Origin of the sequence: Kitasatospora sp. NPDC085464 (assembly GCF_044541955.1) — a bacterium.
Lineage (GTDB): Bacteria > Actinomycetota > Actinomycetes > Streptomycetales > Streptomycetaceae > Kitasatospora.
In genome coordinates this window covers 1-21,534 of the sequence record NZ_JBITTM010000026.1, presented here as the reverse complement: position 1 = coordinate 21,534, position 21,534 = coordinate 1, and the positions used below count along the sequence as shown (strand labels likewise).

Genomic DNA, 21,534 nt, shown 5'->3' with positions numbered 1-21,534 from the left:
CCCGGCGGCGGTCCGTGCCACACGGGGGTGGGGACGGGGCGCCACCGGGCCTCCACGGACCGGGCGGGCGGACCGGGCGGGCGGACCGGGCGCGGGCGGACCGGCGTAGGCCGAACCGCCCGCGCCCGGCTCAGCGTTCGGCCGCGCCCCAGCCGTCGTCCGGCAGCGTGCGGTCCGGTTCGGGGCAGTCGACGTGCTCGTAGCCCCACAGCATCGCCTTGTGCAGCACCCACTCCTCCAGCGGCGGCTGGTCGTAGGCCTCCCGGTTGGTCAGGACCAGCTCCACCCGGACCTCCTCGGCCGGCGAGAACAGCAGGTTCCGCTGGTTCGGGAGGTTCTCGTACGTCACCGTCTGCCAGACGCAACCGGCGGCGGTGAGCGCGGCCATCAGCTCGGCCTCGGTCACGCGGGTGTCGAGCGTCACCGACTCGCCGCCCGGCCGCGGGAGTTCCAGCTCGCCGTGCCAGACCGGCAGGGACAGCGAATGGAGCTGCCGGCAGCGGCAGAACACCGTCTGCACGTCGCCCCAGCCGAAGCCGTGCGGCCAGCGGTTGTCGCGGCGGATCCGGCCGCCGTCCCAGGGATCGCCGTAGCGGGCGGCGAGTTCGGGCAGCGAGGCGCCGTGGCGCAGGTCGCCGAGGCCGCCGGTGGAGACCAGGCCGGTGAGGACGGTGAGGAAGTCCGTCATCCCAGGCACCCGCGTACCGCGTCGATCAGCCGGTTCGCCCGGGCGTCGCCGTGGCCGATCATCCGGTTGGCGACGTAGGCGAAGCCGACGCCGAACTCGTCGTCACCGAAGGCGAACTGGCCGCCGGCGCCGTCGTTGCCGAAGCTGCGCCCACCGAGCAGCGGACGGAACGCGGGGGAGTCGAGCAGCACGCCGGAGCCCCAGCGGGCGCCCATGTCGAAGCCCAGGAAGCCCGCGCCGGAAGAGACTTCGCGCACCGCGTCGGTGACCGTGTCGGGGGAGAGCAGCCGCTCGCCGCCGTCCAGACCGGTGACCGCCGCCGCGTACAGGCCGGCCAGCCCGGTGGCGGAGGCGACGGCACCCGCGCCGGGCAGCTCGATCGCGTGCAGGGCCGGGTCGTTCCAGCCGTGCGGCACGTCCAGGCCGGGAAAGACCAGTGCGCCGTTCATCGTCACGATCCTGGTGAGCAGGTGCTCCGGGCCGGGCATCGGGCGGCGGCCCTCGGCCTCCACCAGCCGGGCCAGGCGGGGGAGTTCGCTCTCCGGAAGGCCGATCCAGACCGGCAGGCCGAGCGGCTCGGCGAGCTCCTTGCGCAGGAAGCCCCCGGGGGTCAGACCGGTGATCCGGCGGATCACCTCGCCGACCGCGAAGCCGAACACATGGCCGTGGTACTCGTAGGTCGTGCCCGGCTCCCAGAGCGGTTCCTGGGCCTCGATCGCCCGGATCACCGGCTCCCAGGCCGCGACCTCCTCGAAAGGGAGCACCGCGTCCAGCGCCGGCAGGCCGGCCCGGTGGCCGAGGACCATCCGGGTGGTGACGGACTGCTTGCCGTGCCGCGCGAACTCGGGCCAGTAGCGCGCGATCGGCGCGTCCAGGTCGAGTCGGCCCTGCTGGGCGAGCAGGTGCGCACAGATGCTCACCGCGCCCTTGGCGCACGAGAAGACCGGCACCACGGTGTCCTGCGTCCAGGCGCGGCCGGTGCGCTCGTCGGCCGTGCCGCCCCACAGCTCGACCACCTTGCGGCCGCCGGCGTACACCGTGACGGCGGCGCCCAGTTCGGGGAACTCCTCGAAGTTGGCGGCGAAGACGTCCGCGACTGCGCCGTAGTGCTCGTCCGCCCACCCCTGGTACTGCTGCATGGTGCGTGTCTGCCCTTCCCTGGTCAAGATCACCGACCGGTCCACGGTACGGCGTCGGCGCGGCCGCGACGAATGATTTGACCGGAGCCGGGGCGGGTGGGGCGAATGTGACAGTCCGACATGCCCTCCTGCTCCGAGAGGACCGGTTGGTGCAGCGGGTTCTGCGGGCCACCCGCGGTCGGTACTGCGGTGTCGAGGTGCGACGGTGCAGCGGTGCTCCGGGTCCGCACTATGCTGTCCGGCGGTCCTGGGACCGAAGGGCCGGAGACCGGGGGAGGAACATGAGCGACGACCGTGCCGGGACGGGCTTCGGCACCCATCCGGCGAAGCCCGGGGCCGCAGGGTTGCCGCAGCAGTACCAGTCCGGCAGCCACCAGATGGTGATCATCGCGCACCGCGGTGACCTGCTGGAGCTCTACAATCCGTGGGGCGCCACGGTCTGGGTCAGCGAGAGCGACTTCGTCGACAACCACATGCAGGGCGCGTCCGACGACCGGTTCCCGGCCGTGTCGAGCGTCCGAATGCCCGAGTGAGGCCCGAAGTGACCACCCCGCAGCCCCGGAGCGGCCGCGTGACGCGCCGCCGGATCCTCCTCGCCCTGACCGCGGTGCCGGCCGTCGCGATCACCGTGGGCGCGGTGGCCGTGCACCGGATGACCACCGGCAGGCTCGACCACGGCACGGTGTTCGGCGCGACCTCGGACCGGCTCACCGTCAAACCCGGCGAACTCTTCTCCATCGAGGTGTTCGGGTACCAGGGGGCGCGCGACGCCTGGGCGGTGTCCGACCCCGGTCCCGACCCGACGGTCGTGCGGGCGTTCGGGGACGAGTACGTCGACAACGTCGGCATCGAGGACCTGGCCGCCCACGTCTTCGTCGGTTCCCTCGGCTCGGGCGGGCACTACTACTTCACGTTCCGTGCCCAGAGCCCGGGCCGGACCACCGTCACGCTGCACGACGGGGCCCCCGGCCACCGGGGCGGGAAGTTCGCCCACGGTTCCGACCGGACCGAACGGCAGTTCACCGTCGACGTCCGCTGAGCCTCCTCCTCCGGTTCGGGACGGCTAGCGGAGCGCGGGTGTGGGCAGGCTCGGTCGGAACGTCCGCACACGCTGCACCGGACGGCACGAGCCGCACCGGACGAAGGAGCCCAGGATGACCGCAGTGCACGAATCCGTCCTCGACGCGATCGGCGGGACGCCGCTGTTCCGGCTCGCCCGGCTCGGTGCCGGCCTCGCCGCGCCGGTGTACGCCAAGGCCGAGTTCCTCAACATCGGCGGCAGCGTCAAGGACCGCGCCGCGCTGTCCATGATCCTCGCCGCCGAGCGGGACGGGCTGCTGAAGCCGGGCGGGACGGTCGTCGAGGCGACCTCCGGCAACACCGGCATCGGCCTGGCCGTCGTCGGACGGCAGCGCGGGTACCGGGTGATCGCCGGGGTGTCGGACAGGTCGGCCGCCGAGAAGTCGGACATCCTGCGGGCGTACGGCGCGGAGGTGGTGCTCGCCCCGACCGCCCTGCCGCGGGAGGACCCGCGGCACCTGTTCAACGTGGTGCAGCGGCTCGCCGAGGAGATCCCCGGTGCCTGGTTCGCCAACCAGTACGACAACCCGGCCAATCCCGATGCCCATGTCCGGACCACCGGCCCCGAGGTCTGGGAGCAGACCGGCGGCCGGGTGACCCACTTCGTGGCGGGCGTCGGCACCGGCGGCACCGTCACCGGCACCGGCGGGTACCTGAAGCAGGTGTCCGGTGGCACGGTGACCGTCGTCGGCGCGGATCCGGAGTCCTCCTCGTACGGGGGCGGGGACGGCAGCCCCTGGTACGTCGAGAGCATCGGGCACTTCCTGCACCCCGGGACGGTCGAGGACCGCTTGCCGCAGGCCTACCGCCCGGAGGCGGTCGACTCCTTCGAGCGGATCCCGGACCGCGAGTCGCTGCTGACGGCGCGCCGGCTCGCCCGGGAGGAGGGCATCCTGGCCGGCCCGTCCTCGGGCGCTGCGGTGGCGGCGGCGCTGCGGGTGGCGCGGCGGCTGGGCCCGGACGACCTGGTGGTCGTGCTGCTGCCGGACTCGGGCCGCTCGTACCTGTCGAAGGTGCACAGCGACGCGTGGATGCGGGAGTGGGGCTTCCTGGAGGAGTCGGGGGAGACCGCGGTGCGGGAGGCGCTGGCGGCGGCCGGCCCGCTGGTGGCGGTTCCCGCCGACGCGACGGTCGGCGGGGCGGTGGAGGTGCTGCGCGACGTGCCGGGCGGCGTGGCCCCGGCGGTGCTGGCGCGGGCGGCGCGACCGTACGGGGTGAGCGCGACCGAGGTGGTGGGCTCGGTGTCGCGGGAGGTGCTGGTGGCGGCGCTCGCGGACGGCGGCGCGAAGCCGGGCGATCCGCTGGGCGGGCTGCTCGGGCCGGCGCTGCCGACGGTGGGCGTCGGGCAGTCGGCGGCCGAGGCGCGGGCGGCACTGGCGGGCGGGCACCCGGCCGTCCTGGTGCTGGTGGACGGGCGGGTAACCGGGCTGCTGTCGGGCGAGACGGTTATGACCTGACGACCAGTCAGGAGCTCTACGTGGGGGCCAGGATGGCGGAGATCACCCGGTCCAGGGTGCGGTCGAAGGCCTTGTCCGGATCGGCCGGTGGGCCGGCGGTGGCGAACGCCTGGGCCAGGTGCGGGAAGTCGCCGCTCGCTGCTGCCTGGCCGAGGTAGCCGACCAGCTCCGCCTGCCACTTGGCGCCCGCGGCCGCCGTCTGTTCGTACTGGGCGAACTGGGTGATGAACCCGTTGAACAGCGCCATCGCCTCCATCCGGGCCCCGCCGCCCAGCCCGGTGGGGGCGGTGACGGCCAGGAAGTGGTCGGTGTAGCGCAGCGCGTTGGGGCCCAGGCTGGGGCGGGCCAGCAGCAGTGCGGGCAGCCAGGGGTGGCGGCGGGAGATGCCGAGCTGCTGGTGGGCGAGGTCGGCGAGGTCGGCCCGGACGTCGCCGCTCGGCGCGGGCGGCAGTCGGTACTCGCCGGTGACCGCGTCGAGCATCAGGTCGAGCAGGTGCTCCTTCTTCGGCACGTAGTTGTAGAGCGACATGGTGCCCGCGCCGAGCGCCGCCGCGACCCGGCGCATGGAGACCGCGTCCAGGCCCTCGGCGTCGGCGATCCCGATGGCCGCGGCGGCGATCGAGTCACGGCTGTGCGCCGGGCGCGGGCCGCGGCCGGTGCGCTCGGGGCGCAGCCAGATCAGCTCGGGCGCCTCGGGGGGAGTGGGCCTGCCCGGCTGCTGTGGCGGGTCGGGGCTCAAGTGGCTCTCGGAGTCGGTGTGGGGCTTGCTGGACGGCACTGGAAGATCACCTCGCGCTCCCATCTTAGATACGTACGGCGTACGTAGTACGATGGCGTCCGCACGCGCTTCTACGTACGCTGTACCTAGAGAAGGGGCAGAGCCATGTCCGACACCAACCGGCCCGCCATCGAGATGGCGGGCGTGGAGAAACACTTCGGTGCCACCCGGGCCCTGCGCGGCCTCGACCTCAGCGTCCCGGCCGGCACCGTGTGCGGCCTCCTCGGCCCCAACGGCGCCGGCAAGAGCACCGCCGTCCGCGTCCTCGCCACCCTGGTCGCCCCCGACCGGGGCACTGCCCGCGTGGCCGGGCACGACGTCGTCCGCGCCGCCGAGGACGTCCGGCGCTCCATCGGTCTCGCCGGGCAGCACGCGGCCGTCGACGAGGGCATCACCGGCCGCGACAACCTCCACCTGCTCGGCCGGCTGCACCGCCTCGGCGCCCGCCGGGCCCGGGTGCGCGCCGACGAGCTGCTCACCCGCTTCGACCTCGACGAGGCCGCCGACCGGCTGGTGCGCACCTACTCCGGCGGCATGCGGCGGCGCCTCGACCTCATCGCCAGCCTCGTCACCAGCCCGCCCGTGCTCTTCCTGGACGAGCCGACCACCGGGCTCGACCCGCGCAGCCGCCAGGAGATCTGGGACACCGTCAAGGAGCTGGCCGCCGAAGGCACCACGGTGCTGCTCACCACGCAGTACCTGGAGGAGGCCGACCGGCTCGCCGACGACATCGTGGTCGTCGACCACGGCGCCGCGATCGCCACCGGGCCGCCGGACCGGCTCAAGGCGGCGATCGGCAGCCAGGTCTCCGTCACCCTGGCCGATCCGGATCAACTCGCGCACACCGCCGTGGTGTTGTCCGCGCTGACCGGAGGTGATGCGCAGGTGGACGTGGCCGAGCGGACCGTCACGGTACTGACGGCCCCGAGCGTGTCCGTCCTGCTGCCCTCGCTGGTACGGGAGTTGGACGGCGCGGGGGTCGTCGCCGAGGACGTCGCGGTGCGGGCGCCGTCGCTGGACGACGTCTTCCTGGCGCTGACGGACCGGGCGGCCGCGCAGTCCGTCGGGGGTGCGCTGTCCGTCGCGGCCGCGCAGTCCGCCGAGGGTGCGCAGGCCGCCGAGGCCGGGCAGGCCGCCGAGGCCGGGAGGGCCGCCTGATGGCCACCGTCGCGTACCCCGCTCCGCGCCCGTCCGGCGTCGCCCGGCTGGTCTCCGACACCTGGACGTCCATGCTGCGCATCCTGCTCAACTACCGCCACTCACCCGGACTGTTGGCCGCCTCGCTGGGCGTCCCGGTGATCATGGTGGTGGTCTTCGGATACGTCTTCGGCAGCGCCGTGCAGGTGCCGGGCGGCGGTGACTACCGGGAGTTCCTGATGCCCGGACTGTTCGCCATGGTCGCCACCAACGGCGTCATGCCCACCATGGTCGGCGCCGCCCGCGACGTCGGGCGCGGCGTCACCGACCGGCTGCGCTCCATGCCCGTCTCGCGCACCGGTCTGCTGCTCGGACAGACCCTCGCCGACCTGCTGGTCAGCGTGGCCGTCCTGGCCCTGATGGCGCTGGTCGGGCTCGCCGCCGGCTGGCGCGCCCGGCACGGACTCGCCGACACCGCAGGGGCGTTCGCACTGCTGCTGCTCTTCCGGTTCGTGATGACCTGGGTCGGCACGCTGCTCGGCCTCATCGTCGGGAAGGAGGAGGCCGCCGGCCAACTCGCGGTCGTGGTCTTCCCGGTGGCGATGGTCACCAACGCCTACGTGCCGACCCTCGGCATGCCCGGCTGGCTGCGCGCCGTCGCCGACTGGAACCCGATCAGCTCCGTCGTGCAGGCCTGCCGGGAGCTCTTCGGTAACCCCTCGGCGCCCGGCACCGCCTGGCCGATGCAGCACGCCGCGCTCGCCGCGCTGCTCTGGAGCGCGGTGCTGCTCGCGCTCTGCATGCCGCTCGCCGTACGGAAGTTCGCCACCCACGGGCGGTGACCAGGGGGCTCCGGCGCGCCCGTGGAATGTGCTGGACAGCGGGGCCGGTGTGGTCTTGGGTGGGGCGCCATGGAGTACACCCACCTCGGCCGCACCGGCCTGACCGTCTCCCGCCTCTGCCTCGGCACCATGAACTTCGGCCCGCACACCGAAGAGGCCGACGCCCACCGCCTCATGGACACCGCCCACGAACGCGGCATCAACTTCTTCGACACCGCCAACGCCTACGGCCGTGACAGCGAGGGCAACCTCAAGGGCCGCACCGAGGAGATCATCGGCCGCTGGTTCGCCCAGGGCGGCGGCCGCCGCGAGCGCACCGTCCTCGCCACCAAGGCCTACGCCGACATGGGCGACTGGCCCAACGAGGGCAAGCTCTCCGCGCTGGCCATCCGCCGGGCCGTCGAGGCCAGCCTCCGCCGGCTGCAGACCGACCACATCGACCTCTACCAGATGCACCACATCGACCGGGCCACGCCCTGGGAGGAGATCTGGCAGGCGATGGAGGTCCTGGTCGCCCAGGGCAAGATCGTCTACGTCGGCTCCAGCAACTTCGCGGGCTGGCACATCGCCCAGGCTCAGGAGGCCGCCCGGTCCCGCCACTTCCTCGGCCTGGTCAGCGAGCAGTCCCTCTACAACCTGCTCGACCGCACGATCGAGCTGGAGGTCATCCCCGCCCTCCAGCACTACGGCCTCGGACTCATCCCGTGGTCCCCGCTGCGCAGCGGCCTGCTCGGCGGCGTCCTCCGCAAGGAGCGCGAGGGCACCCGCGGCCGCAGCGCCATGGGGTACGCGAGCGAACTCCTCACCAAGCACCGCGACCGCATCCAGGCCTACGAGGACTTCGCCGACGAACTCGGCACCGACCCCGCCGACCTCGCCCTCGCCTGGCTCCTCTCCCGCCCCGCCGTCACCGCCCCCATCATCGGCCCCCGCACCGCGGCCCAGCTCGACACCGCCCTGGCCGCGCTCGACCTCACGCTCGACCGGAAGACCCTGGACCGCCTCGACGAACTCTTCCCGGGTCACCAGCCCGCCCCGGAGGACTACGCCTGGTGACCCCCGCGCACCCTGCCGGGGCCCGGTGCGCGTCCGGGCCCGGGCAGGGTGCGAGTGAGGCGGCGGACGGGCGGGCCGGCGGGGTCGGCCGTACGGGGGTGGGTGCCGGTCGGCTGTGGTAGCAAGGCAGGCATGAGGGAGACGCGGGAGCGGGGGGCGTACCACCACGGGGCGTTGCCGGAGGCGCTGGTGGCGGCGGCGTTCGAGGTGCTGGACGAGCAGGGGCAGGAGAAGGTGAGTGTGCGGGAGGTGGCGCGGCGGGCGGGGGTGTCGGCGGGTGCGCCGTTCCGGCACTTCGCCGACCGGCAGGCGTTGTTGACCGCGTTGGCGGACCGCGTGCTGGCGGACTTCGTGCGCTGGCAGGAGGTGCAGGTGGCGGCCGCCGGACCGGACGGGGGGTCGGTGATGCGGGCGACCGGCCTGGGATTCGTCCGCTACGCGGTGCGGCATCCGCGGCGGTTCGAACTGGTGCGCTCGCGGGTGTTCACGGCCTCGCGGGAACCGGAGCTGCGCGAGCAACTGGACGGGATCGACCGGGCGTTGACGGATGTGATCGTCGCGGACCAGGAGGCAGGCCGGCTGCGCCCCGGGGATCCGGCGCTGGTCGGCCTGGCCGGGCAGGCGCTGGTGTACGGGCTGGCGCAGATGATCGTGGACGGCTACCTGCCGGCGGAGAAGGCGGAGGAGCTGGCCGCGCAGGTGCTCGACACCTTCGGCCAGGGTGTCGCCAACCGGCCTGCGCAGTAGTCGAATTGTGGCTGTGACGAGCATTGACCGGGTCGTCGCGCGCTGATGTAATCGCTGATTACATGGGGGTTCGGTTCGGGTGCGGCGCGGGGAGGCCGGGATGTCCACGGGGTCGACGGGCTCGACTGGCTCGACGGAGGAGACAGGACCGACGCGGAAGACCGCGAAAGCCGCGGCGACCGGGGCGACCGGAAAGGCCGAGGCTGCTGGATCGGCCGGTTCGCTGTTCGCCAAGCCGCTGCGGGGCTACACCACCGCCGGCGCCACCGGCGACACCGTGGTGCTGCTCATCGGCATGCGGATCAACCGGTTCTGGGCCGTGCACCACTGGGGCCCGGTGATGTTCGCGATGTTCCGGATGCTGTACGAGCTGCGCCGCGGTTCCGAGCGCGGCGCCGAGCGCGGGCTCCTCGGCCGCATCCTGCTCACCGCCTCGCCGCGCACCTACTACGTCGTCCAGTACTGGGAGTCGAAGGAGAAGCTGTACGGCTACGCGAGCGCGCCGGACGGCTTCCACCACACCGTGTGGGGCATCGCCAACCGCAAGCTGCGCGAGGGCAAGGCGCGCGGGCACGTCGGGCTCTGGCACGAGACGTACATCGTGCCGGAGGGCGGGTACGAGTCGATCTACTTCGACATGCCGCCCTTCGGCCTGGCCGGGGCCACCGGCGCGCTCCCGGTGGAGCAGCGCGGACGGCACGCCGCGCAGCGGCTGGCCTACCGGTCGAGCGAGACCGGCGGGGCGGGGGACACCGCCGGTGCCGGGAAGCGGCTCGGGGACGCGGCGGTCGGGGACGGCGCGACGGGCGCGTAGGTGGCGGTGGCCGGCGAGTCGGGCGAGTCCGGCCCCATGGCGACCGCCAGGTAGATCCACGGCGCGACGACGAGCAGCGCGCCCGCCGCCAGTACGGCCAGTACTCCCAGGACGACCTTCATCGCCGCTGCCTCCCACGTCCTCGGCTGTCCTTGTCCACGACGGGACCACGTCGTGGTCGCGCCGCGACGACGCTACGGAAAGCCGCAGGTCGGACGCCTGAGTACAGGTACTCAAGAGTGTCGTGAGTCGGTCGGTCGGTCCGGCGTGAGAGCGTCGGGGGATGGTGGATCAGGGCAGCGCCGCGAGGCCGGCGCGGGTGGTGCATGAGGTGCCGTACCGGGCGCAGTGGGAGTCGCCCGAGCTCGTGCGGGAGATCGTCGACGGGCGGCTGGACGCGTCCGCGGACCCGCGTTGGGGGCAGTCCGGGGCGGCCGGCCCGGAGGAGTACGCGTGGTGGTCGTGGCGGCTGTGCGGGGTGGCCTGCCTGCGGATGGCGCTGGAGCACTGGTGGGGCGTGACGCCGACCGCGATGGCGCTCGCCGGTGAGTGCGTGGCGGCCGGCGCGTACGTGCGGGACGGCGACAGCCTGCACGGCCTGGTCCACGCACCGTTCGCCGACTACGTCCGGCGGCGGTGGGGACTGGCTGCGCAGGAACGGGAGTTGACGCCCGAGGAGGTGTCGGCCGAGGTGGTCGGCGGGCGGCTGGTGATGGTGTCGGTGCACCCGTCGATCCGGGAGCCGGGCGGGCCGGAGCCGGTGCGGCGAGGCGGGCACCTGGTGCTGGCGGTCGGCGCCACGGACACGGCGCTGCTGATCCACAACCCGTCCGGCTTCCCGGGGGAGTCGCAGGCCTTCGCGCGCGTGCCGTGGCGGTCGTTCGGGGCGTTCTACGCCGGGCGGGGGATCGTGCTGGGGCCGCCCGAGGTCCGCGCGCCGTAGCAGCCCCGCAGGTGGCAGCGGCTCGGCAGGCGGCAGCCGCTCGGCAGACCGAAAGCAATGCCGACCGCCACGGGCTGCCGACCGCCACGGGCTGCCGACCGCCACGGGCTGCCGACCGCCACGGGCCGGCGGCCGGCCTACACGCTGTCCGGCAGCCCCGCCGGGTTGACCGGCAACTGGCTGCGACACAGCGCCGACATCGGCTTCAACGCCGCTGCCAGCCGGTCGAGTTCGGCGCGCGGGTAGTCCTCCCACACCCGGGTGGCGGCCAGGTCGGTGGCCGCCTCCAAGGCCTGGTGACGGATCCGGCCGAGCTCGGTCACCGAGCCCTCCGTCGTCAGCCAGCCGCGTTCGACCAGGCGCCCGGCGGCGGCCTCCCACTCGGCGTCCGTCCACCCGCGCAGCGGCTGGATCATCTCACGCCGCATGTCCATCGCGCAGCGGACCACCAGGGCCTCGCAGCCGTCCAGCCCGGCCGCCACCAGCGCGGCCACGTGGCCGTCCCCGCGGTGCTCGCGCATCACGGTGGCGGCCTGCCAGAGCCGCTCGTACAGGCCAGTCGGCCGGGGGAGCGCGACGTTGGCGGCGGCCAGCACCCGGCCCGCGCAGTCCAGCCGGGACGCGGCCTGCTCCAGGGTCTCGGCGACCAGCTCGACCTGGTCCGGGTCCACGTGCTCCAGCAGCCGGGCCAGCGTCGCCGCCGAACCCTTCAGCCGCGCCACCAGAGCCTCCTCCGGGCTCGCGTGCGTCCACACCTCCGGCAGCGCGCGCTCGACCATCGCCGGGGAGAAGTTGAAGAACGCGGCGACCACCGGCGCCGCGTCCACCGCGCCGAGCGGGGCCGAGCGGCTCGCGAAGTAGCCGTGCAGGCGGCCGTGCAGCCCGGCCTCCTCGAAGGCGGCGCGCCCCTCGGGCAGGAAGTAGGTGACGGCGTGCACCGGCTCGAAGAGCCACCACAGGGCGCGGGCGGGGTGGACGAGATCGGTCATCGGGAGACCTTCCTCGGACGGAGCTCCGGGTGGGAGCGGGAGCTCGACTGGTCGGGACGGCCCGGCAGGTGCCGTGACGGCCGCTGGCGCGGACCGCACGGGCGGGCGCGTGGACCGCTTCCAGGGCTGATGACCATCGCGGCGGCCCCGGTAACCCCGGGCGGGGTGTGATGACGGTCACGCACGGGAGGCGGTGTGCGGCCGGTGGCCGCGCGGCACGAGATGATGGGGCGAGGTGCCCGTTCCCGGGGCGCCCCAGCCCTCATGTGAAGGTAGTCGGTCATGGCCCAGATCAACCCCAGCATCCTGTCCGCGGACTTCGCCCGGCTCGCCGACGAGGCCGAGGCCGTCCGGGGTTCCGACTGGCTGCACGTCGACGTCATGGACAACCACTTCGTGCCCAACCTGACCCTGGGCGTCCCGATCGTCGAGTCGCTCGCCCGCGCCACCGACATCCCGCTGGACTGCCACCTGATGATCGAGGACCCGGACCGCTGGGCCCCCCAGTACGTCGAGGCCGGCGCCGGTTCCGTCACCTTCCACGTCGAGGCCGCCGCCGCGCCCGTCCGGCTCGCCCGCGAGATCCGCGCCAAGGGCGCCCGGGCGTCGATGGCGCTCAAGCCCGGTACGCCGATCGAGCCGTACGAGGACCTGCTGCCCGAGCTCGACATGGTGCTGATCATGACCGTCGAGCCCGGCTTCGGCGGCCAGGCGTTCCTGGACATCATGCTGCCGAAGATCCGCCGCACCCGGGAGCTGATCGCCAAGCACGACCTGGAGCTGTGGCTGCAGGTGGACGGCGGCGTCGCCGCCGGCACCATCGAGCGCTGCGCCGAGGCCGGCGCGGACGTCTTCGTGGCCGGCTCGGCCGTGTACGGGGCGGAGGACCCGGCGGAGGCGGTCCGCAAGCTGCGGGGGCTCGCCGACAAGGCCTCGGCGGACGCCTGGTGGGCCTGCGCGCACTGAGCCGCCGCAGCTCACGAGGGGCGCCGGGGCGCCGGGGCGCCGGGGCGCCGACCGCCGGATGGCCGGGTGCGGGTGGAGGAACGTCGGACCGTGATGGATGATCGGTGACGACGAACCCCTCTCCGCCCGGCCTCCCTCGTACGGTGGTGGAACCGCGATGAGCAACCTCGACCTCAAGCCAACCCCGACCGCCTGCGGCCGCGAGGCCAGCACCGGGCCGGTGAAGGACCTGCTGACGGCTCGTCAAGTCCCGCTCGGAGGAAGCACGGTGGTGCGACGCCTGCTCCCCAACCTCGGCCGCCGGATGGTCGGCGCCTGGTGCTTCGTCGACCACTACGGACCCGACGACATCGCCGACGAGCCCGGTATGCAGGTCCCGCCGCACCCGCACATGGGCCTGCAGACGGTCAGCTGGCTGCACCAGGGCGAGGTGCTGCACCGCGACAGCCTCGGCAGCCTGCAGACCGTCCGCCCGTACGAACTGGGCCTGATGACCTCCGGCCGGGCGATCTCCCACTCCGAGGAGTCCCCGCGCCCGCACGCCCGCTACCTGCACGGCGCCCAGCTCTGGGTCGCCCTTCCGGAGGCCCACCGGCACACCGCCCCGGCCTTCGAGCACCACCCGGACCTGCCCGTCGTCACCGCCCCGGGCCTGCGCGCCACCGTCATCCTCGGCACCCTCGACACCGCCACCTCGCCGGGCACCACCCACACCCCCCTCGTCGGCGCCGACCTCGCCCTCGCCGGGGGCGCGGACCTCCGCCTCCCCCTCGTCCCCGACTTCGAGTACGCCGTCCTCGCCATGTCCGGCCACGTCGACGTCGACGGCGTCCCCGTCGAACCCGGCTCCATGCTCTACCTCGGCTGCGGCCGCCCCGACCTCCCCCTCCACGCCCGCACGGACGCCGCCGTCCTCCTCCTCGGCGGGGAACCCTTCGACGAGAAGATCGTCATGTGGTGGAACTTCATCGGCCGATCCGGTGACGAGATCGTACAGGCGCGAAACGACTGGGAGAAGGGTTCCCGGTTCGGTGAAGTGCACGGCTACGACGGCGCCCGCCTGCCCGCCCCGGAGCTGCCCGACATCCCGCTGAAATCGCGAGGACGGGTGCGCTGACCTGGGGAGACGTGTGGCGGAGCTGTTCATGCTTCGTCCGGTAGCCGCCAAGCGGAGACGGCCGGTTCGCCGTCTGCGCTGTGCCCGGAGCTCTGGGCCCGCTGGGTCCGGGAGGGGCCTGTCGAGCCTCGTGTTCGGGCAGGTGTGCCAGGGTTTAATCGGGTCGATGCTGACCTCTTGCTGACTTTTCTGATGGATCATCAGGCTGCGCAGGCCAGCCGTTCGGCTGTCGGCATCGAGACCAGAGGCCCATTGCCGATGAGCGGATTGCAATGTGGCGTACCGCCCGGAGCCGCGTCGATCTCGGCCTGCCGTAGCCGGGCACCCACCCCGCGAAGAGGGGGCTCGCTGTCGTCCAGAGCGGCCGAGGCGGGGTGGGAAGCCCGTACTGGGTAGGTTCAGCCAGCCAAGTGAAGACCCGCATCGACGACCGTCATCCTGCGCCTCCGGTGGAGGTGGACAGCCGCGAATCGATCACTCGGATGGGCGTACTCGGGCCCCAATGGTGGCTCCGAGGATCTGCGAATGTTGATTACCGGTATTGGCGACGCCGACGACACCGCCAGTACCTGCTCATTCCTGCTCGCGCTTTCCGGAATGGGACGACAACACCCAGCGTGACGGGTCGAGAAACTCATCGACGGTCGAACTCCACCGGGCGGCTGCGCCAGTTCCTGAGGCGTTCTATCGCGACCTTGTCGCTCGTGTCGGGCCGGCCGAGGCGCACGGTTCTGATCGCTGCGGCCAGCGCCTCGCGCAGGGTGGTGTCCTCCGCCAATGCGGCAAGCGCCTGCAGTTCCCGCAGTCCCGAGCGGTTCGACTCCCTGGCCCACGCCCGCGAATGGTTCGACACCTTCATCTCGTACTACAACCACGAGCACCGGCACTCAGGCATCGGACTCCACACGCCCGCCAGCGTCCACTTCGGCACCGCCGAGGAGATCCGCGACCAGCGGGCCGTCACCCTCGCCGAGGCCTATGCACGGCACCCCGAGCGCTTCGGCCGCCGCCCCAGACCACCCGAGATCCCAAAGACGGCGTGGATCAACGACCCCGCCAAGCGCCGCGAACCCGCACCACAAACCTCATAGCGTCACGACCGTCTCACTGGACTTGAAATCTTCCGGCACCCCGCTGGAACACCTTCAGATCGGCCACCCACGCCCCTTTCTTGCAGTCCCGCGAAGGGGATGATCAAGAATCGGATCCACATATTCCTCATGCTTACCAGTGACCGAGAACGTCACCGGCATGACCGATTCCACGACAGGGCTCTGGGGAGACGGCACCAGAGCCGCTGCGATCCCGTCGACGGCGGAGATGCGGGCCTCGTCCATAGGCTCCAGGATGTCGAGGACCGCAAGAGTCGTGAGCCCTGTGGTTCGTCTTCTCGGCGATGCCCGCCTGGGTCGTGTTCATCACCGTCTGGCTCGAACACGGTCAGCAGGAGTTGCGCGCTGCCGTCCGAGCGGCCGGTGGAATCCTGTGGCCACGACGCCCCGGCGGGGTGGCCACAGCCTGCCGTCGGACCGACGGGAACCGGCTACCGGCGTAGCTGCTCGACCAGTGCGGTGAAGAGCTGCAGGTTCGGGAACATCCATACCGGGTCGCCGGTCAGGTTGGTCGGCTTCCCGGCGGCCTCGATGCGGACGAATCCCCGCCTCGTGTGGACGCCTTGCACCTGCGACCAGGAGACCTGTTTCCGCCCCGCCGCCACGCCGCTCCGGCTCACCAGGAAGCTGCCGAACGGCATGGTCTTGCCTGCCCGCAGTGCGATGAGCGCGTCCGCCAGCTGCGCCTCGGTCACGGCCTGCTGGATTCGTGGACCCCAGTCTTCAGGGTTCGGGAACCCTTCGCGGAGGGTGATTTCCTGGCCTTCGTCGTCACGCAACGTGTAGGCGTGTTTGACGCGGTTGCTCCGGCCGAAGGTGTGGTAGCGGCCGATGTTCTGGTGCACCGTCATCGTGTCCCACCGCATTGCCCTGAGCTTGCCCCCTACGACGACGACCAGGCCGTGCTCGTGGAGGTGAAGACCGGCGTTCTTCCTGGTACTCCTGTTGTACCTCTCCCGCAGGACCCTGAAGAGCAGGAGGACCGTGACGGGCGGCAGGAAGACGAGGAGTAAGGCGGGAGACGTACGAGCCAGGGCGGTGCCGGCGGACACCAGCAGGGCGAGGAGCACGGACACGGTGACGAGGTCCGACCGCTGAACAGTCGGCGAGGGCACGGTCGGAAGGTAGGTCGCCCGATGGTCGCCCAACCGTTGCCGCGCGACCGCCTCGGCGACCTGCTCCGAGTACTCGGAGGGAACGTGCCGGTGAGCGAAGTCGTCGGACACGGCGCTGTGCTCCTCGATCGGATCTCGGCCGGGAAGCGGCCCACGCTAGCGGGTCGGTGCGGACGCCGCGACGTGCCGAAGGCCTGACGCCGCGACTTTGACGCGTCTCTCGCCGCATCTTGACGCGGTGTTGATTCTGGAGACGGCACGCGCTGAGTGGGCGTCTGTCGGCCGCTGAGCCAACGGGGCGAACCCGGGTGGAGGGTTCGCGGAAGCGGGGCGGCTGTCGCATAGCCTGTCGCCCTGCTACCGCCTCGGTGGCGCCGGCTCGGGGACGAGGACAGGGGCGCAGGGTGAGTTCGACGGGTGCGGCTGCGTCGACGCGGCGGACCAGGTTTCGGGCGTGGCTGCTGGAGGGCCTGTCCGACATGGCCAAGCAGTACCCCGGGCCGCACGCGGAGGCGCCGGTCGAGCACGAGGGCCAGCGCTGGTGGCGGGTGATGTGCCTGACGGGCCTGGACTACTTCTCCACGCTCGGCTACCAGCCCGGCATCGCGGCGCTCGCCGCCGGGCTGCTCTCGCCGGTGGCGACCGTCGTGCTGGTGATCGTCACACTGTTCGGGGCACTGCCGGTCTACCGGCGGGTGGCCAAGGAGAGCCCGCACGGCGAGGGCTCGATCGCGATGCTGGAACGACTGCTCTCCTTCTGGCAGGGCAAGCTGTTCGTCCTCGCGCTGCTCGGCTTCGCGGCGACGGACTTCATGATCACCATCACCCTGTCGGCGGCGGACGCCACTGCGCACCTGGTGGAGAACCCGCACCTGACCAGCGCTCTGTCGGGAAAGCAGGTCCTGATCACCCTGCTGCTGGTCGCCCTGCTCGGCGGAGTCTTCCTGAAGGGGTTCAGCGAGGCGATCGGCCTGGCGGTGTTCCTGGTCGCGGTGTACCTCGCACTCAACGTGGTCGTCGTGGTGAACGGGCTCTGGCACGTGCTGAAGTCTCCGCACCTGGTCACCGACTGGACGGACGCGCTGACCGCCGAGCACGGAAACGTGATCGCGATGATCGGCGTCGCGCTGATCGTCTTCCCCAAACTGGCGCTCGGCCTGTCCGGCTTCGAGACCGGCGTCGCCGTCATGCCGCACATCGAGGGCGATCCGGAGGACACCGAGGAGAAGCCGACCGGCCGGATCCGGGGCGCCCGCAAGCTGCTCACCACGGCTGCGCTGATCATGAGCTGCTTCCTGATCACGACGAGCTTCATCACCACGCTGCTGATTCCCAAGGCCGCGTTCGAACCCGGCGGGCCGGCCAACGGGCGGGCACTCGCCTACCTCGCGCACGAGAACCTGGGGAACACGTTCGGCAGCATCTACGACATCTCGACCATCGCGATCCTCTGGTTCGCCGGCGCTTCGGCGATGGCCGGGATGCTCAACCTGCTGCCGCGCTACCTCCCGCGCTACGGCATGGCCCCGCACTGGGCACGGGCGGTGCGGCCGATGGTGATCGTACTGACCCTGATCGCCTTCCTCGTCACCTGGCTCTTCGACGCGAGCGTGGACGCCCAGGGCGGCGCGTACGCGACCGGCGTCCTGGTGCTGATCAGCTCCGCCGCGATCGCCGTCACCATCGCCGCCCACAAGGCCGGGCAACGCAACTGGACCATCGCCTTCGCCGTCATCGCGGCGGTGTTCCTGTACACGACGGGCGTGAACATCGCCGAACGCCCGGACGGCGTCAAGATCGGCGCCTGCTTCATCGGCGGGATCATCCTGGTCTCCTTCCTGTCCCGGCTGAGGCGGGCGTTCGAGCTACGGGTCACCGACGTGGTGCTGGACGAGGCGGCCGAGCGGTTCGTCCGCGACTACACCCACCGGACGATGCGGCTGATCGCCAACGAGCCGAACAGCCGCGACCTGGCGGAGTACCAGGAGAAGAAGAGAGAGGTCAGGGCACACCACGACATCCCGGCCGACATCGACCTGGTCTTCGTCGAGGTGACCGTCCGGGACCCGTCCGAGTTCGAGTCGGTGCTCGACGTGCGTGGCGAGGTCCTGCACGACCGCTATCGGGTGCTGACGCTGGAGAGCTCCAGTGTCCCCAACGCGCTGGCGGCCCTGTTGCTGACGATCCGGGACCGTACCGGGCAGCTCCCGCACATCTACTTCGACTGGACCGAGGGTGGTCCGGTCGGCCACTTCCTGCGCTTCTTCCTGTTCGGGCAGGGCGAGGTCGCCCCGGTCACCCGCGAGGTGCTGCGCGAGGCGGAGCCGGACCGCTCCCGGCGCCCGCGCGTCCACGTCGGGTAGGGCGGAGCATGGACCTGGAAGCGGAGAGAGGCGGCGGGACGGCGGTGGCCGGGAAGCTGCGGGTGTTCCTGGGAGCGGCACCGGGGGTCGGTAAGACGTACGCCATGCTCCGGGAGGGGCGGCGGCTGCGGACCGAGGGGCTGGACGTGGTGGTCGGCCTGGTCGAGACGTACGGGCGGCACGGGACGGAGAACCAGCTGAGGGACCTGCCGGTGCTGCCCCGGCAACCGGTGTCGTACCGGGGCGTGGAGCTGACGGAGCTGGACGTGGACGCCCTGCTGGCGCGCCGCCCGGCGCTCGCGCTGGTGGACGAGCTCGCCCACACCAACGTGCCCGGAGGCCGGAACGAGAAGCGCTGGCAGGACGTGCGGGAGCTGCTGGACGCCGGGATCGACGTGGCGACGACACTCAACATCCAGCACCTGGAGAGCCTCAACGACGTCGTCGAGCAGATCACCGGCGTCGCCCAGCGCGAGACGATCCCGGACGACGTGGTCCGGGCCGCCGACCGGATCGAGTTGGTCGACCTCAGCCCGCAGGCGCTGCGCACGCGGATGGCGCAGGGGGAGATCTACGCGCCGGACCGGATCGACGTGGCGCTGGACCACTACTTTCGGGCCGGAAACCTGGGCGCCCTGCGGGAACTGGCGTTGCTGTGGCTCGCGGACCGGGTGGAGGAGGAGCTGGCGGACTACCGGGCCCGGCACGGCATCCGGGCGCCCTGGGAGACCAAGGAACGGATCATGGTCGCCCTCAACGGCGCACCGCAGGGCGAGCACCTGATCCGCAGGGGAGCCCGCACCGCGGCCCGGGTCCACGGGGACCTCCTCGGCGTGCACGTCCGCCTGGACGACGGCACGGTCGAGCGCGAGCCGCCGGGCCTGGCGCCACAACGGGAACTGCTCCGGGAACTGCGCGGCACCTACGTGGAGGTGAGCGGCAGCGACGTCGCGCGGGCTCTGGTGGACTTCGCCCGGACGGAGAGCGCCACGCAACTCCTGCTGGGGCCGACCAGCCGCAGCAGGCTGCGTGAGCTGGTATCCGGTTCGGTGATCAACCGGGTGATCCGGCTGGCCGGCCCGATCGATGTGCGCGTGCTGCCGCCGCCGGAGCCGGGACTACTGACGGTGCCGCCCGCGCCGCGCAGACGCCGCCCGGCACTCGTGCCGGTCCGGCGGCGCCGGCTGGCGTGGCTGCTCGGACCAGCCGGAGCAATCGCGCTGGTCTGGGCGCTATCGCCGCTGCGCGACTCGCTCGGCCTGCCCGGCGTGCTGCTGTGCCTGCTGCTGGTGGTGGCGGGGACGGCTCGGCTGGGTGGGCTGCTACCCGCGGCGGGCAGCACGGCAGCGGGCGCACTCGCGGCGGACTACTTCTTCACCACGCCCTGGCACAGCCTGACGGTGGAGCAGGGCGCCGACGTCGCGGCGCTGCTGGTGTTCCTCGCCGTGGCCGGGGTGATCTCCCACCTGATCGACGGCCTGACGCGCCGCTCGCAGCAGGCGGACCGGGCGCGCGCGGAGGCGGCCGTCCTCACCAGGCTGGCGGGGGAGACGGTGGAATCGGGGGCACGGGTGTCGTCCGATCTGGTGGCCGAGCTTCGGCAGGTCTTCGGGCTGGACGCGGCCGCCGTACTCGTCCGTACGGGCGCGCTCTGGCAACCGGCGGCTTCGGCCGGGGCGGAGGTGCCGCTGCTGCCCGACGAGGCGTCGTTCTCCGTCGGCCTGGGGGACGAGGCGGTCCTCGTCCTGCGGGGTACGCCACTCACCGAGGAGGACACCCGGTTGCTCGGGCCGTACGTCACGCAGCTGAAGCTGGCCCGGGAGCGTGAGCGGCTGGTCGCGCAAGCATCGGCGGCCGAGGTCCTCGCGCACGCCGACGCGCTGCACACGGCGTTGTTGGAAGCCGTCGGAGAGGACCTGCGCACGCCGCTGGCAGCGGTGCGCCGGGAAGCGGAACGGATGCCGGACCCGGACGGGCGGCGGATCGGCGCCGAGGTCGAACGGATGGAGCGGCTGATCGCCAACCTGCTGGATCTGAGTCGGCTGCGGGCCGGGGTGATGCCGGTGGTGCTGCGGCCGACGGCGGTGGCCGAGGTGGTGCGGGTCGCTGCCGAGGGACTGACCGGCGTGCGCATCGAGTTGGAATCGGAGCTGCCGCGGGTGCTCGCCGATCCCGGGCTCCTGGAGCGGGCGTTCGCGGACCTCCTGGCACTCGGGGCGGCGGGAGCAGGGCCGGTGGTGGTCGACGCCGGCCAGGTGGCCGGGCGGGTGGACGTCCGGGTCACCGTGCACGGAGGCGAGGCTGTCGGTAGGGAGGAGACCGGGCCGGCGGTGGTGCGGGGCTTCGTGGAGGCGATGAACGGCGAGCTGGCCGTCGAGGAGGCACCCGGTGGCGGCACCGCCTACGTGATCAGCCTGGTCCGTGCGGGGGCCTGATCCCATGGCGCGGATCGGTCGGCGAGGCAGGGAGTCAAGATCGCGTTGTGAATCCGGGCGTCGGCGTAAGGATCTCGTCAACGCGGGGCGAGGGGCCGTGAGCCCGTGGGTTTGCTGGCCTCGAACGAACTCGCGACGAAGCTGGGACAGGACGATGCGCATGTACTCCGCCCGCCCCGGTGGCCGTCGCTACCATCCCGTCCTCGACCGCCTGCCGGTCCCGGTGTCGGGCACCGTGGCCCTGGTCGCAGGGGGCGCGCTCGCACTCGGCCTCGGTTGGCTGGGCGAGCTCCACGCCGGCTGGTTCCCGTACATCGCGTACATCAGCCTGGCCGCGCTGGCAGGAGCCTTCTCCCGGCCCCTGGCCGCGCCACTGGTCGGCCTGGCGGCGTGGTTGTGTTGCAACGCCTTCGTCGAGCACCACCATGCCGAACTCGGCTGGTCCGGCGTGGGGATCGAGAGCGAGCACTTCGTTCTCTTCACTGCCGCTGCCTTGGTGCTCTCCCTGCCTGCTGCGATTCCGCGTCGGGCGATCCGCGTCGAGCGCCTTCCGGTCGGCGAAGGGGCCGAGCGTCACGTCGGTTGATGCCCGCCGCCTCGGCGTCGTTCCGGAGGCGGCGGGCCGGTGTGGCTACCCCAGCCCCGGGACGAACTGGATGAGCAGGTCGATCGCCTTGATGCCGAGGAACGGCAGCACCAGCCCGCCCAGCCCGTACACGCGAAGGTTGCGCCGGAGCAGGTCGGTCGCGGAGGCGG

At 72.4% G+C, this 21,534-nt stretch carries 21 protein-coding genes; 15 read left to right on the top strand and 6 right to left on the bottom strand.

All coding sequences use genetic code 11. The features are described from left to right. Positions 1-130 precede the first annotated feature (130 nt). The gene (locus ACIGG8_RS22990; protein WP_396550348.1) at positions 131-688 is read right to left on the bottom strand and encodes a hypothetical protein; all 558 of its coding nucleotides are present in this window, start codon (positions 686-688) and stop codon (positions 131-133) included. Next, positions 685-1,827 (bottom strand): serine hydrolase domain-containing protein, encoded by a 1,143-nt coding sequence (locus ACIGG8_RS22985; protein WP_396550346.1) that lies wholly within the window; start codon positions 1,825-1,827, stop codon positions 685-687. Before ACIGG8_RS22985 ends, ACIGG8_RS22990 begins: the two co-directional genes overlap by 4 nt. Before the next feature lie 281 nt (positions 1,828-2,108). On the opposite strand from ACIGG8_RS22985, the gene ACIGG8_RS22980 reads away from it, so the two are divergent. The 3 genes from ACIGG8_RS22980 (at position 2,109) to ACIGG8_RS22970 (ending at position 4,364) form a co-directional block, all read left to right on the top strand. Next, complete coding sequence (locus ACIGG8_RS22980; RefSeq protein WP_396550345.1) at positions 2,109-2,360, top strand: hypothetical protein; 252 nt, start codon at positions 2,109-2,111, stop codon at positions 2,358-2,360. A 38-nt stretch (positions 2,361-2,398) separates the two neighbouring features. Then, positions 2,399-2,866 carry a protease inhibitor I42 family protein gene (locus tag ACIGG8_RS22975; RefSeq protein ID WP_396550343.1) on the top strand — a complete coding sequence of 156 codons (468 nt, stop codon included), beginning with the start codon at positions 2,399-2,401 and terminating at the stop codon, positions 2,864-2,866. Positions 2,867-2,981: 115 nt separating this feature from the next. Then, complete coding sequence (locus ACIGG8_RS22970) at positions 2,982-4,364, top strand: pyridoxal-phosphate dependent enzyme (protein WP_396550341.1); 1,383 nt, start codon at positions 2,982-2,984, stop codon at positions 4,362-4,364. Positions 4,365-4,380: 16 nt separating this feature from the next. Here ACIGG8_RS22970 and ACIGG8_RS22965 read toward each other — a convergent pair whose 3' ends face one another. Beyond that, the gene (locus ACIGG8_RS22965; protein ID WP_396550339.1) at positions 4,381-5,142 is read right to left on the bottom strand and encodes a TetR/AcrR family transcriptional regulator; all 762 of its coding nucleotides are present in this window, start codon (positions 5,140-5,142) and stop codon (positions 4,381-4,383) included. Between the two features lie 105 nt (positions 5,143-5,247). Here ACIGG8_RS22965 and ACIGG8_RS22960 point away from each other — a divergent pair, with 105 nt between their 5' ends. From ACIGG8_RS22960 to ACIGG8_RS22935, 6 genes are all read left to right on the top strand, one after another. Then, positions 5,248-6,300, top strand: a complete 1,053-nt coding sequence (locus tag ACIGG8_RS22960; protein WP_396550337.1) for an ATP-binding cassette domain-containing protein — start codon at positions 5,248-5,250, stop codon at positions 6,298-6,300. Beyond that, on the top strand, positions 6,300-7,121 hold the full coding sequence (locus ACIGG8_RS22955) for an ABC transporter permease (protein WP_396550335.1): 822 nt from the start codon (positions 6,300-6,302) through the stop codon (positions 7,119-7,121). The genes ACIGG8_RS22960 and ACIGG8_RS22955 overlap by 1 nt, the downstream gene beginning before the upstream one ends. A 69-nt stretch (positions 7,122-7,190) precedes the next feature. After that, the gene (locus ACIGG8_RS22950) at positions 7,191-8,177 is read left to right on the top strand and encodes an aldo/keto reductase (protein ID WP_396550333.1); all 987 of its coding nucleotides are present in this window, start codon (positions 7,191-7,193) and stop codon (positions 8,175-8,177) included. Between the two features lie 132 nt (positions 8,178-8,309). Continuing rightward, a complete protein-coding gene (locus tag ACIGG8_RS22945) occupies positions 8,310-8,924 on the top strand; it encodes a TetR/AcrR family transcriptional regulator (protein WP_396550331.1) in 615 nt (204 codons plus the stop codon). A 223-nt stretch (positions 8,925-9,147) separates the two neighbouring features. Further along, positions 9,148-9,738, top strand: a complete 591-nt coding sequence (locus ACIGG8_RS22940) for a DUF4188 domain-containing protein (protein WP_350521303.1) — start codon at positions 9,148-9,150, stop codon at positions 9,736-9,738. A gap of 283 nt (positions 9,739-10,021) precedes the next feature. Further along, complete coding sequence (locus ACIGG8_RS22935) at positions 10,022-10,681, top strand: C39 family peptidase (RefSeq protein WP_396550329.1); 660 nt, start codon at positions 10,022-10,024, stop codon at positions 10,679-10,681. Positions 10,682-10,818: 137 nt separating this feature from the next. Here the strand turns inward: ACIGG8_RS22935 and ACIGG8_RS22930 are convergent, their stop codons facing one another. Then, entirely contained in the window at positions 10,819-11,670 is an 852-nt protein-coding gene (locus ACIGG8_RS22930; protein WP_396550327.1) for a hypothetical protein, read from the bottom strand. Between the two features lie 282 nt (positions 11,671-11,952). On the opposite strand from ACIGG8_RS22930, the gene rpe reads away from it, so the two are divergent. From rpe to ACIGG8_RS22915, 3 genes are all read left to right on the top strand, one after another. Then, positions 11,953-12,636 carry a ribulose-phosphate 3-epimerase gene (gene rpe, locus ACIGG8_RS22925; protein WP_396550325.1) on the top strand — a complete coding sequence of 228 codons (684 nt, stop codon included), beginning with the start codon at positions 11,953-11,955 and terminating at the stop codon, positions 12,634-12,636. A 157-nt stretch (positions 12,637-12,793) separates the two neighbouring features. Next, on the top strand, positions 12,794-13,753 hold the full coding sequence (locus tag ACIGG8_RS22920) for a pirin family protein (RefSeq protein WP_396550323.1): 960 nt from the start codon (positions 12,794-12,796) through the stop codon (positions 13,751-13,753). A 764-nt stretch (positions 13,754-14,517) separates the two neighbouring features. Beyond that, the gene (locus tag ACIGG8_RS22915) at positions 14,518-14,844 is read left to right on the top strand and encodes an integrase core domain-containing protein (RefSeq protein WP_396550321.1); all 327 of its coding nucleotides are present in this window, start codon (positions 14,518-14,520) and stop codon (positions 14,842-14,844) included. 54 nt (positions 14,845-14,898) lie between these two features. Here the strand turns inward: ACIGG8_RS22915 and ACIGG8_RS22910 are convergent, their stop codons facing one another. Together ACIGG8_RS22910 and ACIGG8_RS22905 are read right to left on the bottom strand one after the other, a co-directional pair. Further along, positions 14,899-15,090 carry a hypothetical protein gene (locus ACIGG8_RS22910; protein ID WP_396550320.1) on the bottom strand — a complete coding sequence of 64 codons (192 nt, stop codon included), beginning with the start codon at positions 15,088-15,090 and terminating at the stop codon, positions 14,899-14,901. A gap of 206 nt (positions 15,091-15,296) precedes the next feature. After that, entirely contained in the window at positions 15,297-16,091 is a 795-nt protein-coding gene (locus tag ACIGG8_RS22905) for a DUF6585 family protein (RefSeq protein WP_396550318.1), read from the bottom strand. Positions 16,092-16,459: 368 nt separating this feature from the next. Between ACIGG8_RS22905 and ACIGG8_RS22900 the strand changes: the two genes are divergently transcribed. The 3 genes from ACIGG8_RS22900 (at position 16,460) to ACIGG8_RS22890 (ending at position 21,364) form a co-directional block, all read left to right on the top strand. Next, on the top strand, positions 16,460-18,343 hold the full coding sequence (locus ACIGG8_RS22900; RefSeq protein WP_396550316.1) for an amino acid transporter: 1,884 nt from the start codon (positions 16,460-16,462) through the stop codon (positions 18,341-18,343). An 8-nt stretch (positions 18,344-18,351) separates the two neighbouring features. Then, positions 18,352-20,778: a DUF4118 domain-containing protein gene (locus ACIGG8_RS22895; protein ID WP_396550314.1), complete on the top strand. Its 2,427-nt coding sequence runs from the start codon at positions 18,352-18,354 to the stop codon at positions 20,776-20,778. 154 nt (positions 20,779-20,932) lie between these two features. After that, positions 20,933-21,364, top strand: a complete 432-nt coding sequence (locus ACIGG8_RS22890) for a hypothetical protein (RefSeq protein WP_396550312.1) — start codon at positions 20,933-20,935, stop codon at positions 21,362-21,364. Positions 21,365-21,534: the final 170 nt, after the last annotated feature.

What these genes read in the sequence shown, in the direction of transcription:
- ACIGG8_RS22990 (WP_396550348.1), bottom strand. Translation starts at nt 688, where the DNA reads ATGACGGACTTCCTCACCGTCCTCACCGGCCTGGTCTCCACCGGCGGC.
- ACIGG8_RS22985 (WP_396550346.1), bottom strand. Translation starts at nt 1,827, where the DNA reads ATGCAGCAGTACCAGGGGTGGGCGGACGAGCACTACGGCGCAGTCGCG.
- ACIGG8_RS22980 (WP_396550345.1), top strand. Translation starts at nt 2,109, where the DNA reads ATGAGCGACGACCGTGCCGGGACGGGCTTCGGCACCCATCCGGCGAAG.
- ACIGG8_RS22970 (WP_396550341.1), top strand. Translation starts at nt 2,982, where the DNA reads ATGACCGCAGTGCACGAATCCGTCCTCGACGCGATCGGCGGGACGCCG.
- ACIGG8_RS22960 (WP_396550337.1), top strand. Translation starts at nt 5,248, where the DNA reads ATGTCCGACACCAACCGGCCCGCCATCGAGATGGCGGGCGTGGAGAAA.
- ACIGG8_RS22955 (WP_396550335.1), top strand. Translation starts at nt 6,300, where the DNA reads ATGGCCACCGTCGCGTACCCCGCTCCGCGCCCGTCCGGCGTCGCCCGG.
- ACIGG8_RS22950 (WP_396550333.1), top strand. Translation starts at nt 7,191, where the DNA reads ATGGAGTACACCCACCTCGGCCGCACCGGCCTGACCGTCTCCCGCCTC.
- ACIGG8_RS22945 (WP_396550331.1), top strand. Translation starts at nt 8,310, where the DNA reads ATGAGGGAGACGCGGGAGCGGGGGGCGTACCACCACGGGGCGTTGCCG.
- ACIGG8_RS22935 (WP_396550329.1), top strand. Translation starts at nt 10,022, where the DNA reads ATGGTGGATCAGGGCAGCGCCGCGAGGCCGGCGCGGGTGGTGCATGAG.
- ACIGG8_RS22930 (WP_396550327.1), bottom strand. Translation starts at nt 11,670, where the DNA reads ATGACCGATCTCGTCCACCCCGCCCGCGCCCTGTGGTGGCTCTTCGAG.
- rpe (WP_396550325.1), top strand. Translation starts at nt 11,953, where the DNA reads ATGGCCCAGATCAACCCCAGCATCCTGTCCGCGGACTTCGCCCGGCTC.
- ACIGG8_RS22920 (WP_396550323.1), top strand. Translation starts at nt 12,794, where the DNA reads ATGAGCAACCTCGACCTCAAGCCAACCCCGACCGCCTGCGGCCGCGAG.
- ACIGG8_RS22910 (WP_396550320.1), bottom strand. Translation starts at nt 15,090, where the DNA reads ATGGACGAGGCCCGCATCTCCGCCGTCGACGGGATCGCAGCGGCTCTG.
- ACIGG8_RS22900 (WP_396550316.1), top strand. Translation starts at nt 16,460, where the DNA reads ATGGCCAAGCAGTACCCCGGGCCGCACGCGGAGGCGCCGGTCGAGCAC.
- ACIGG8_RS22895 (WP_396550314.1), top strand. Translation starts at nt 18,352, where the DNA reads ATGGACCTGGAAGCGGAGAGAGGCGGCGGGACGGCGGTGGCCGGGAAG.
- ACIGG8_RS22890 (WP_396550312.1), top strand. Translation starts at nt 20,933, where the DNA reads ATGCGCATGTACTCCGCCCGCCCCGGTGGCCGTCGCTACCATCCCGTC.